The sequence below is a fragment of the Psychrobacter sp. Marseille-P5312 genome (genome assembly GCF_900291405.1).
Lineage (GTDB): Bacteria > Pseudomonadota > Gammaproteobacteria > Pseudomonadales > Moraxellaceae > Psychrobacter > Psychrobacter celer.
The window spans coordinates 301664-313963 of the sequence record NZ_OLML01000001.1 but is presented as its reverse complement, the minus strand read 5'-3'; the positions used below and the strand labels follow the sequence as shown (position 1 = coordinate 313963).

At 47.3% G+C, this 12300-nt stretch carries 8 protein-coding genes; 7 read left to right on the top strand and 1 reads right to left on the bottom strand.

Annotation, left to right across the window (positions count from 1 at the left end):
* Window positions 1-313: 313 nt before the first annotated feature.
* The 6 genes from betT (at window position 314) to C6W44_RS01330 (ending at window position 8449) form a co-directional block, all read left to right on the top strand.
* On the top strand, window positions 314-2359 hold the full coding sequence (betT, locus tag C6W44_RS01355) for a choline BCCT transporter BetT (protein WP_105243916.1): 2046 nt from the start codon (window positions 314-316) through the stop codon (window positions 2357-2359).
* 256 nt (window positions 2360-2615) lie between these two features.
* Complete coding sequence (locus C6W44_RS01350; protein WP_105243915.1) at window positions 2616-3110, top strand: M48 family metallopeptidase; 495 nt, start codon at window positions 2616-2618, stop codon at window positions 3108-3110.
* A gap of 302 nt (window positions 3111-3412) precedes the next feature.
* Window positions 3413-4372, top strand: a complete 960-nt coding sequence (locus tag C6W44_RS01345; protein WP_105243914.1) for a DMT family transporter — start codon at window positions 3413-3415, stop codon at window positions 4370-4372.
* Between the two features lie 50 nt (window positions 4373-4422).
* Entirely contained in the window at window positions 4423-4836 is a 414-nt protein-coding gene (locus tag C6W44_RS01340; protein WP_105243913.1) for a PaaI family thioesterase, read from the top strand.
* A 289-nt stretch (window positions 4837-5125) separates the two neighbouring features.
* The gene (locus C6W44_RS01335) at window positions 5126-7486 is read left to right on the top strand and encodes an ATP-binding protein (RefSeq protein WP_105243912.1); all 2361 of its coding nucleotides are present in this window, start codon (window positions 5126-5128) and stop codon (window positions 7484-7486) included.
* 24 nt (window positions 7487-7510) lie between these two features.
* Complete coding sequence (locus C6W44_RS01330) at window positions 7511-8449, top strand: response regulator (RefSeq protein ID WP_105243911.1); 939 nt, start codon at window positions 7511-7513, stop codon at window positions 8447-8449.
* A gap of 19 nt (window positions 8450-8468) precedes the next feature.
* Here the strand turns inward: C6W44_RS01330 and truC are convergent, their stop codons facing one another.
* Window positions 8469-9227 (bottom strand): tRNA pseudouridine(65) synthase TruC, encoded by a 759-nt coding sequence (truC, locus tag C6W44_RS01325; RefSeq protein WP_105243910.1) that lies wholly within the window; start codon window positions 9225-9227, stop codon window positions 8469-8471.
* Between the two features lie 628 nt (window positions 9228-9855).
* Between truC and C6W44_RS01320 the strand changes: the two genes are divergently transcribed.
* Entirely contained in the window at window positions 9856-12174 is a 2319-nt protein-coding gene (locus C6W44_RS01320) for a FepA family TonB-dependent siderophore receptor (protein WP_105243909.1), read from the top strand.
* Window positions 12175-12300: the final 126 nt, after the last annotated feature.

Below are 12300 nucleotides of genomic sequence, written 5' to 3'. Positions count from 1 at the left end.
TTCAAATAAAAGGCCTTCCAACGTAAAGGTCTTTTTTATCAGCGCAGATCTGCTGGCACCCTTGTGAGCACTGATATCATCAGTACCGCACGCAAATGAGCATGTCAGCATATCGGCTTTATTTTGCGCTGATTATCTTTTCATTATTTTTTAAAGGTGGTGCTAAGGGGTCTGCGGACTGTTTAGCAAATTTTTATTGATTGGTACTGCTTTGTGCATCCTGCGCTTATATAGATAACGTGGTAACTCTACACTATGTTATGACGGACAAAGCACTATCAGATCCTGTTTCATTTACCTATTGAGGTCTTTTATGTACAGCTCGCCATCAGAAGATGCGACGAAACCCTTGAGTCTAAATAAGACGGTTTTTTTAGGCTCTGCGATTATTTCTATTTTATTGATTATTTGGACGATTGCCTTGCCAGATTATAGTGAGGCATTATTAAGCGCGAGCATGGCGTGGGTATCAGAGAGCTTTGGCTGGTATTACATGCTGGTGGTGGCTGCTTATAGTATTTTTGCTTTGTTTGTGGGCTTTTCAAAATACGGCGATATCAAGCTGGGGCAGGACCATGAAAAAGCGCAGTTTCCCTTTTTAGCATGGGCGGCGATGCTGTTTTCGGCTGGTATTGGTATCGATTTATTGTTTTTTGGTGCCTCTGAGCCGTTGATGCATTATCTCACGCCGCATACGGGGCTAGAGCCTGCCAGTGCAGAAGCGATGCGCCAAGCGTTATCTCAGACTTTTTTGCATTGGGGTCTGCATGGCTGGGGTATTTATGCGCTTATCGGTATGGCGCTAGCGTACTTTGCCTATCGCAAAAACATGCCGCTGGCGCTACGCTCACCGCTGACGCCTATCTTTGGCGAGCGCCTAGTCAAAGGCTGGCTGGGTGATGGTATCGATACCTTTGGTGTGGTCTGCACGTTGATGGGGATTGCCACCAGCTTAGGCATCGGGGTGTTGCAGGCTAATGCGGGTTTGACCCATGTCTTCGGTATCGAGTCGAGCAAGATGGTGCAGAGCCTGATTATATTGGGCGTGGTCTTAGCTGCCGCCATCTCAGCGATGACCGGTGTAGAAAAAGGCGTACGCCGCCTGTCTGAGTTCAATATGCTCTCGTCGATATTGCTATTGATTGCGATATTGGTGATGGGCAATACGGTGTACTTGCTCAATACCTTTACACAAAGTATTGGTCAGTATTTCCAAACCATCGTTTTCAAAACATTCGACGTCTATGCCTATGACGGCAGCGCTGGTGCCGATTGGAAATCAGGCTGGACGATATTTTTCTGGGCATGGTGGGTGGCTTGGGCGCCTTTTGTCGGCTTGTTTATTGCGCGTATCAGCCGTGGCCGTACCTTGCGTGAGTTTGTCTTTGGTGTGATGTTTATCCCGCTGGGCTTTATCTTTGCTTGGTTTTCTATCTTTGGCAATTCAGCGATAGACTTAGTCGCCAATGGTGCGACGGAGCTGGGTGAAATCGCTATCAATGATGCTGCGATGGGCATGTTTGCCTTATTTGAGTACTTCCCTTTTAGTGATGTTTTATCATTCGCTGGCGTGGTCATCGGGCTTATTTTCTTTGTCACTTCAGCGGACTCTGGTGCGCTAGTGCTGGCCAATCTTAGCTCAAAAGGTATGACCAATGATGCTGATGCACCGGTTTGGTTGCGCCTATTTTGGGCAGCGGCCACCGGTCTGATCACTTTAGGTCTGCTGTTCGCAGGCGGCTTTGCTTCGTTGCAGTCGGTGTCTGTCATCGCAGGTTTACCATTTTCGCTGATTTTGGTGCTTTATATGATGTCGATGTGGCGCAGCCTAAAAGAAGAGGGCAATAAGCGTAAAGCCAGTACGGTTGGCACCGCAAACGTACTTGATAGCGGTAAGAGCTGGAAAGCGCGTCTGCAGCGTATCGTTAGCTTCCCAAGCCATACGCAAGTCGAACGGTTTTTACAGAATATTGTCAAACCTGCCATGAGTGATGTCGAAAAAGAGCTAAGAGCTGGCGGTCTAAAGACGTCATTGGATGTGCGAAATCTGGCCAATATTGGTGACGATCTCGATGCAGGTCTAGACGATGACAATGGTCAAATAGATGGTATCAAGCTGCGCGTCGGTCATGGCGATGAAGATGACTTTATTTATGAGGTCAATCTCATCAAAGCTGAGCGCCCTAATTTTACGCTGAATACTTCGACCAAGCATGCAGAGTTTTACTACCGTGCTGAGGTGTTTTTAAGCGATGGCTCACAGGAGTACGACTTGGTTGGCTACACCAAAGAGCAAGTGCTGGTCGATATCTTGCATCAGTATGAGCGCCATTTGCAGTATCTACATTTAGAGCGTTAATGAAATAGATGTTGAATAACCAGATGTCAACTGGCTAGATGCCGTGACAAAATTGTCTTTTAGATGACCCCATAAGTTACAGTTAGCTTATGGGGTTTATTTATGAGCTGACGATAGGTCAATAGGTGGTATAAGGTAAAATATATAGAAATAAGTTGTAAAGTATAGTCAGTGAAACGTGATATCTATACCAGCAGTAGCATAGTGTACTTAAAGTATTTTGACTAAGACATACCCTATATAAAAGGATAAATCTGTGACCCCACTCAAGTATATCGCTCATTATTCTGAGCACATCCAAAGCCAAGCGGCACGGCTCATCAGCGAGGGCAGGCTGGGTGATTATCTAGAAAGCAAATATCCCAATCGGCACCAAGTGCAAAGCGATAAGGCGCTTTATCAATATATAAACGACATAAAAAACCAGTCTATGCGCAAAATCGGCCCGCTATCGAATGTCAGTTATAGCAGCAAATTAAAAGTCCTCAAGCAGGCGTTGGGGGTTCATACCACGCAGTCTCGCGTCCAAGGTAGTAAGCTTAAATCGCACAACAGCATCACGGTGGCCAGCTTATTTAAAGAAGCGCCGCCTGAGTTTTTGCGCATGATCGTCGTGCACGAGTTGGCGCATTTTAAGGAGCATGAGCACAACAAAGCATTTTATCAATTATGTTGCCATATGGAGCCAGAGTATCATCAGCTCGAATTAGACACGCGTTTATGGTTGCACTGGCGTGAGTTTAGATCTTAGCTATAAAAATATTCATAAAAGGTAATATATATAACCTACTTTAAGAGTAAGGCATGGTGTCTTACTCTTTTTTGCTTTTGATGGCTACGCATGACAGCTGCTTGGTGGATTACCTGATGAAGTCACAAAGATATGTGCTATGGTAGTCGTTCTAAAGCATTATGAATGGGTGAAACATGGATGTTTTTTCATATTGGCAAGGGTTTTACCGCGGCCCTTACGCTGGTGGGGCCAATCATCATCGGAATGAAACCGTATGAGTATGACGATTAACGATAAAATACGATCCGATAGGATAGCCGATGAGCACACGCACGACGCCGCCCATACGTGCGGGTAAAGCAACATGGCTTGTCCCCGTACTGTGTCTGTTGGCGGGTGGAGCACTGATCGGTGTCTCGACCAATGTGGCAAAATATGCAGGATTGGTGGGGCTAACACCATTGGCGTTTTTGTTTTGGTCGATAGCAGGCGCCGCCCTCATACTGTTGGTGGTGGCTGTGCTTAGGCACGAGTTGCCACCCTTGAGTAAACGCAGCTTTGAGTATTATGTTATCGCCGCTTTGGTCAGTGTGGCGGGGTCTAATTTGTTGCTATTCTCGGCCATTCCTCATGTCGGCGCAGGGTTTGTGGCGCTGATTGTGTCGTTGCCGCCGCTGCTCACTTATCTGGCCGCGCTCACTTTACGCATGGAGCGCTTTGATATCAGTCGTGCGTTTGGTGTGGGGGCTGCGCTACTGGGGGCGGGGGTGCTGGCGGCACACAAATTCTCTGCGCCAGACACCAGTATGTTTTGGGTGTTTATCGCGCTGTGTGGCCCAGTGCTGCTGGCGGCTGGTAATATTTACCGCACGTTGCGCTGGCCTACGGGTGCCTCTCCCAATGCGCTAGCACCAGGGATGCTGTTGGCGGCGGCATTGCTATTATTATTGTGTGCAGCGTTGCCGGGCTTTTCAGTGGCGTTACCGCATACAGGATGGATGCCGATTGCTGTGATTGTCTTACAAGCGTGGCTCTTTGCTGGGCAGTTTTTGCTATTGTTTTTATTACAAAAGACGGGTGGCCCAGTGCTGCTTAGCTTATTGGGCGCGGTGGGCGCGGTCGTCGGCGTGCCAATCGCTATTTTTTTGCAAAAAGAGACGCCGCCTGAGGGGTTGTTTTTAGGCGCTTCACTGATTACGATAGGTGTAGTTTTGGTGACGTGGGGCGGGGTAAGAGTGACGGCGCGAGCAGCAAAAGACAGTGATATAAAACAGCAATAAGTAAAAAAGTAACTTATAAAAGAATAAGAACCGCTGAACAAGGAGTTTGTATGTCGGCAACTAAAGAACAGATCGTCGCCTTTATGGCAGCAGAGTTTCCGCAGACCAAATGCGTGGTCGAGTCGGTAAATGATAAAGGGGCAGTGCTATCACATGATATTGGCATAGATGAGCTGCGCCCAGGTGGGACGGTATCAGGGCCTGTATTGATGAGCATCGCGGATGTGGCAATTTATGTGGCCATCCTCGGTAGGATTGGCATCGTACCTTTGACCGTGACCACCAGTTTGACGATTAATTTTTTGCGAAAACCCTCGTCTGAGGCTCGTATCATAGCGGAGTGCACCCTGATAAAAGTGGGGCGAACCCTGATAGTGGGTGAGGTGTCGCTGTATTCAGAAGGCTCAAGTGATATGGTGGCTCATGTCGTTGGAACGTACTCGGTGCCACCAGCGCTCACATAGTGCGAGCCATACAACAAATCATTTAAAGTACTATTATCTGAATTACTATCATTTAAAATGTTAGTGAAGTAAAGTTTATTATTGTTTTCTAAAAAAGCTCTTAGCGTCACTGCTGAGGGCTTTTTTATTTGTATGGTCTGAATAATAGTAAACACCAGTTTTGTCATCATATTGTCATAACGGCGTCGTATCCTTGTGCTCACGATAAATCGTGGTTGCGTCACACTCATATCTTTAGCTATTTATTGATATGTCGATGGCAGTCAACGCATAGCCATTAGGGAAGTTTATGAAGGTTGTTGGTCGGTCTGGCAGTATTTCCACTCGTATCTTGGTTATTTTGGCACTGGCTTTTTTGTTGATTATTTTATTGGTGTACTGGGTCATACAAACACAAGCCAAACCGCGCATTCTAGCGATGACGTCAGAGATAGTCGTAGAAACTGGCAACGAAGCCATCAATAGCATCATGGCCAGTATCAATCATGTCGATGGACTGGCCAAAGCCACCAGCACGATGGCAGGCGGCTTGCCAAAACAAGATGACATTTATAAACAAACCTTTGGCAACCTCATGCAGCAGACGGATGCGCGTATCGTGGGCGGCGGTGTGTGGTTTGATCCCAATATGTATGTACAAGGCCGCGAGCGCCAGTCGTTTGTCTGGGCGCGAGACACGTCAGGCGTGATGCAGCCATTGACGCGTTATAATCAAGCTCGTCAAACGCCAACCCCGTATTATCGGGACTGGTGGTACATCCCTGCGATGTATGCGCGGCACGACCACTGCGTCTGGAGCCGAGCCTACGTCGATCCTGTGAGCAATCAGCGGGTAATGACCTGTGCCAAGGCGCTGTATGACAGTCGCAATCAGGCGTTTGATGGGGTAGTGAGCTTTAATTTGTTGCTGGATAACCTCGGCGCTGCCATGAAAAGGTGGCAAGACAAGCTCGGTGGTTATGTGTTTTTGGTCGATTTGGACAATCGGTTTTTGGCCTTTCCAGAGCAATCGAAGGTCACACAAACGACTGAGAATAATCCGCAAGGTGAGGTAGTTACGGCACGGCAGCTGGCCGCCCAAAGTCCTGGTTTTGCGCCGATTGCGGACAGCTTAGAGCGTATCAATCATCAGCTAATCGATGAAGCACTGGCAAAAGATGAAGGCCGCTTTACACTCGCTGCTCGTAGTATCTTGAGCACCACCAATCTAGACAAAATTAGCGAGCAAGAGTCCAAACTGCTCTCTGCCTTACTACTATTAAATATCGATCAGAAGTTTGCGCTTGTAGACAGCCATTTGGTTGAGACCATCGCTGTGCCCGATGATTTTATATTGCAGCAGCCGGCGACCGCTTTTGTCTTTCGTATGCCGTTTACCTATTGGAAGATGGTCGTCGTCAAGCCTGATAACGATATGATGAGCGTGGCAAATGCATTGTCTGACAAGCTGATTCAGGCCATGTTGTTGGGTTTTATACCGATCTTATTATTGACCGCATGGGTGTTTCGTCGCTACTTCACGCGGCCGCTCAAGCGGATGGCCGATGCTGTGGCTGACATGGGTACGCTGATTGAACAAAAGCAATATCAGCAGTTAAGCGCGCACAAACTGCCAGCCTCAGCGGTCAGTGAAATCCATGTCATCAGTGAACAAACCAATCACCTGATCGACCGTATCGTCGAAAACGAAGGCGCACTGGCTGAAATCAATGTCCATCTAGAAAAGCAAGTCGCAGCTCGAACCCAAGACCTACAGCAAGCCATGAATGAGCTAAAAGCCTCACAAGTGCAGCTAGTACGCTCCGAAAAAATGGCCACGCTCGGCCAGATGGTGGCAGGCGTGGCACACGAGGTCAATACCCCGCTTGGCTATGTGCGCAGCAATATGGAATTGGTGGGTGATAATCTTGGGCGTTTTGATGAGCTGATACAGCATACCGAGCAGTTATTGCAGGCCTTAAAAGCGCCAAATACCCCGCCAGAAAAAACCGAGCAACTGATAGCGCAAACCTTACAATGCTGTGAGGCAATCAAAGAAGATGAGGTCAGTGAGGATTTGGCCGATTTGATTAAAGACGGGCTGTACGGCGTCGATCAGATTGCAGAGCTGGTCGTCAGCTTGCGTGATTTTTCTCGAATTGATGAATCTAAAGTCAAAGAAGTCGATATCAATGACTGTATCACCACCTCCCTTGTCATGGCGCGAAACAATCTAAAAACCCTAGACGTCAGCACAGAGCTTGCCGAGCTGCCGTTGATTCAATGCAACCCTTCACAAATCAACCAAGTGTTATTAAACCTATTTAATAATGCCGCTCAAGCCATGCCAGCCGATCGTAAAGGCACATTGCATATTACGTCATCTGTCGATGACACCCAGCAGTACCTAGCCGTGAGTGTCAAAGACAATGGCGTGGGCATCGAGGAGAGCAAGCTGGTACAGATTTTTGAGCCATTTTTTACCACCAAAAAAGCCGGTGAGGGCACAGGCCTAGGGCTGGCTATTAGCGCGCAAATCATGGAGCAGCATCATGGACGTATGGAGGTCAGCTCAGTCGTTGGGGAGGGCACGACGTTTACGCTGCTGCTGCCTGTGCAGTCGACTGCCCATAAGAGCAAACCAGCTCGGGCTTTATTTGAAAATGAATAGACTTAAAACTATAAAGAGAATGACATGCAAAAACCAAAGATTGCCTTTATCGATGATGAGCCGCGCATCTTACGCAGTTTAAAGATGCACTTTCGCCAGTCGCACGATGTATTTACCACCACCGATGCCGCCGAGCTGATGGCGTATGTCAGCCGCCACGATGTCCAAGTGGTCATCAGTGATCAGCGTATGCCAGATAAGCAAGGGACAGAAGTGCTGCGTGATATCAAAGAGAAATCGCCAAATACCATTCGTATTTTATTGACCGGTTATGCCGATCTAAACGCGGTGATTGATTCGGTCAATGAAGGCGAGATTTATCGTTATATCACCAAACCTTGGCAAAATGACGAGCTAAAAGACGTCATCAACAAAGCGACAGAGATTGCTCAACAAACACAAGACATAGCCCCGAGTGTTTTTGGGGACACCGCACTGTCTCACTCTGCATACAGTAATGCAGCTGGCAAGCGCCATCTACTGGTATTAGACGATGACGAGCATGTCTATCAGCAAATAAAAAGTCATTTTAGGGGCGCCTATACAGTGAGCTGGGCAAACACGCTGGAGCAGGCAGCAAGCTTATTACAAAAAAAGCGCTTTGGGGTCACCATTGCTGACGCCACGCTCAACGAAGAAAACATCACGCCTGTGGTTTATGCCCTAAAAAACATCCAGCCAGACTTGATGGTGTTGATGCTGACTGAATTTAAAGATGCTCATATGGTGATTGATTTAATCAATAAGGGTCAAGTGTATCGCTGCTTACCACGACCAACCAATTTTTCTATGATGAGTATCAGTTTGGATCGCGCTTTTGATCATCATGAGCGACTACTCCAGCAGCCGATACTGGCGGCGCGCCATCAGGTTGAAGCAGTGCCTGCGTCCGAGGCGTTTGGCTTTTCTGAGAGAATAAAAGGTTTTTTTACCAAAATAAAAAGCTGGCGCATCGGTAAATAGCAGCGATGGATAACTGTGCCTAGTCTGTAATACCCGCTGTCCAAGCAAAGGCTTCTATGATGTGCCGCCACTGCTCGTCCAGTCCTGCTTTTAGTAGCAGTGGCTCACCGGTGACAGGATGGCTGAGCACCAAACTGTGAGCATGCAGTAGCATGCGCGTGCAATCATACTGAGTACGAAAAAATCGATTGTGCCGTCCATCGCCGTGACTGGTATCACCCACGATGGGGTGAAACAAATGCTTCATATGCCGGCGCAACTGATGCTTGCGGCCAGTGATGGGTATCAAGCGCATGAGGCTGTAGCGGCTGGTGTTGTGCTTTTTTGATACGGCAAATGGCAGCTCGATCTGTGCTAAGCGTTGCCAATGGGTCACCGCTTCTTGAGCAGGTTTGTCCACATTGGCAAACTTATCGGCGATGGCGTCTGGCTGAAAGCTTAGCGCATGATCAACAAAGCCTTGCTCTGGCATAAAGCCGCGCACCACCGCCAAATACTGTTTGGTTACCTGGCGCGTAGTAAAGGCCTCAGTCATCGTGCGCGCCACGTCCGCACTTTTGGCAAACAATAATACCCCTGACGTCGGCCGATCCAGACGATGTACGGGAAACACATGACAGCCTACGGCATCACGGGTCAGCTGCAGGGCAAAGCGCGTCTCGCCTTTATCCAGCCAGCTGCGATGCACCAATAGCCCCGCCTCTTTATTAATCGCCACCAAAAACTCATCTTCATAAATAATCTCTACTTGGTTGACGTTATCACTTTCGATATTCATGTTTTTTTACCCATACTGTAGAGGCTATCATTATATATCTATTATATATCGGCTGTTTTTATATATAGTCAGGTCAATATAAACAGGATACAGCGAGACTGAGATAAGTTTTACGCAGCACCTGTCGGCGCAGGCACAGCACGCAAGAAAATTTATGTCAGTTTAGCGAATATATACAGTGTATCTCTTTTATGTAGTAATGACGATATCGCTTTTTTAGCGTCTCGCTGAAAATGACTGCTACTATCAGACCATTAGCTTCGCAGGTCATGCATTTGAGAGTTTTTGGCCACATCACCTGACCATAAGAGTGATCGCTAGATTTATAACTTTATGACACCAGAAAATAACGCAAATACTAACGATAATAGTTATCATTGTTATTTGCTTTATTTATTGAATGTTGCTAGAGTGTGTACTCTTTATTACTAAGCATCGAGTCGCTCTAGGCGCGCTCTGTCCTCAAGATGCTATGGATATCAATACCGCCTTTATTCTGATGTTATAACGATCACACACAACCATATCCGTGCTTTGCTGCCACTTACTCACTAGGTTGTTGCTGACCAGCGCTATCAGAAAACATAACAGGTATTGGTAAATACTAAATACTTTAGGATTGTCATTTATGCCAACATCATCACCCTCTTTTGCTTCTGAGCATGTCCTTCATCTATCAAAGCCATTACACGTAGTGACGGGTAAAGCGCTGCTTGGCATGGCGATTGCCTCTATTCTCACTACTACCGCATTTGCAGCTGAGAGCGAGGGTCTTACTGTACAACAAATAGAAGCGCAAGAAGCTGTAGAACAGCAAGCGATGCCTTCTGTTGAGCTGGATACTATCGTCGTCAAGGCGGCGCGAGAGGAGCTCGAGCAAGCGGCGGGGTTGTCTGTCATTAGCGAAGAGGCCATCGAGAAAGCCTCTGTTTCCAATGACATTGCAGAGATCGTGCGCAAAATGCCTGGCGTCAATTTATCTGGCTCGTCTACTTCTGGACAGCGCGGTAATCAGCGTCAAATCGATTTGCGCGGCATGGGGCCAAATAACACTTTGATTTTAATCGATGGTCGTCCTGTCACTTCTCGTAATTCCTCGCGACCGAGCCGTGGTGGTGAGCAAGACACACGTGGTGACTCGCAGTGGGTACCACCAGGTGCTATCGAGAGCATCGAAGTATTGCGTGGCCCAGCAGCCGCTCGTTATGGCTCTGGTAGTATGGGCGGGGTAGTCAATATCATCACCAAGCGCCCGACTGAGTCAGAGTTTTCTATCAGTGGGCACTATGAGACGCCAGAGAGTGACCTAGAAGGCAGCAGCTGGCGTACTAACGTCAATATGTCTGGTGCATTGACTGATAAGCTGTCCTCACGTACTACCCTTGGTTACCACGATAGTGAAGCAGATGATCCGTATATTAATGCAGCAGAAGCGCTAGATGACTCAGTAGCAGCAGGTACTGAAGGTGTCGAAAATATCGATGTGCGTCAGTTGTTCGAATACGCGATGGATGCGATGAATACGGTCGGTGTTGAGGTCAATTATAGTCGTCAAGAAAACCGCTGGGCAGGTGACTCATTATTCCAATCAGTGAACGAAAACTTGTTAGATGAGTTAGAAGGTGAGACCACCAATAAGATGCAGCGCTACGGCGCGGCGATCACCCATCGCGGTGAGTACGATGACGCTAGTAGTAACAGTTTCGTCGAGTACACTCGGACAATTAATGAGCGCTTGGGTGAAGGTAGTGCGGGTGGTGGTGAAGGTCAGATTGTCATACCTGACGACGGCGAGGATTTTGAATGGGTAGAGGCAACCTACGATACGTTAAATGCCAAATCAGAGTGGGATATTTATTTTGACCGTCATACCTTGACGGCTGGTGCAGAGTTCCGCGGTGAAAAGCTGGATAACCCTGTGGTATCTGATATGACATTTGAGGATGGTTTTGAGTTTGGTGATGTAGAGACCGATCCTGACAAGCGCGATCCGACCTCAGATGCCTACCTCGTCGGTGCTTATTTAGAAGATAACTATGAGATCACGCCTGATTGGTATGTCACGCCAGGCTTACGTTTTGACTATCATAGTGAAGCTGGCAGTAACTGGTCGCCTAGTATCAATACCACTTGGCATTTTAGCCCTGATTGGTCAGTGAAGGCGGGTGTCAGTCGTGCATTTAAAGCACCATCGCTATACCAGCTTGACCCAAATTACATTTACTACACTCGTGGTTATGGCTGTCCACAATACGTGAAAGATGAAAACAGAGATGGAGGGTGTCATGTTTTGGGTAATTCTGATCTAGAAAATGAAACTTCTTGGAACAAAGAGCTGACCTTTACTTACGATGATGGTACTGGATTGAATGCTGGCTTGACTTATTACCACAATGCCTATGATAACCGCATTGGCGCTGGTACGGATCGTGTGGCGGTAGATACGGCGACAGATCGTTCTATCTTTCAATGGGACAATCAAGGTGAAGCAATTGTTGAAGGTTTAGAAGGCTTTGTACAAGTGCCAGTCACTGACAATGTAAGATGGTCTTCTAATATCACTGGTAACATCCGCTCAGAGCGTAAAGATAATGGCGAGCCATTATCGCTCATTCCTAAGTTCACTGTAAACACGGGTGTCGATTGGGATATCACGCCTCAGTGGAATGCTGGTTTTGATGTGAGCTACTATGGCACGATTGAAGCCCCAACGATTTCAGCGACGACGGGAGATGATAGTGATGACCCGTTGCTTGATCGCGAGCCGTATGCCATTGCTAACGTGAGCACTCGCTATGATTTGACAAAAGCGATTACGGTTGGTGCTGGTGTCAAAAACTTATTTGATACGGGTGTTTATCGTGAGGGTACCGCTACGAATGCAGGCGCACGTACTTTTAATGAGCCTGGCCGTACTTATGTGTTTGATGTGAGTGTTGATTTCTAATTCTTAGATACAGTATTTTCTTTAAGAATAAAAAAGGTCTGAACTAATGGTTCAGACCTTTTTATTTGGGTGATCAATTGTCTCATAATCTTGTAAAAAGTTTCTCTCCCGCCTTGCTTGGGTAAC

Excerpts from the sequence above, each read along its gene's own strand:
- betT (WP_105243916.1), top strand. The coding sequence starts at position 314 with ATGTACAGCTCGCCATCAGAAGATGCGACGAAACCCTTGAGTCTAAAT.
- C6W44_RS01345 (WP_105243914.1), top strand. The coding sequence starts at position 3,413 with ATGAGCACACGCACGACGCCGCCCATACGTGCGGGTAAAGCAACATGG.
- C6W44_RS01340 (WP_105243913.1), top strand. The coding sequence starts at position 4,423 with ATGTCGGCAACTAAAGAACAGATCGTCGCCTTTATGGCAGCAGAGTTT.
- C6W44_RS01335 (WP_105243912.1), top strand. The coding sequence starts at position 5,126 with ATGAAGGTTGTTGGTCGGTCTGGCAGTATTTCCACTCGTATCTTGGTT.
- C6W44_RS01330 (WP_105243911.1), top strand. The coding sequence starts at position 7,511 with ATGCAAAAACCAAAGATTGCCTTTATCGATGATGAGCCGCGCATCTTA.
- truC (WP_105243910.1), bottom strand. The coding sequence starts at position 9,227 with ATGAATATCGAAAGTGATAACGTCAACCAAGTAGAGATTATTTATGAA.
- C6W44_RS01320 (WP_105243909.1), top strand. The coding sequence starts at position 9,856 with ATGCCAACATCATCACCCTCTTTTGCTTCTGAGCATGTCCTTCATCTA.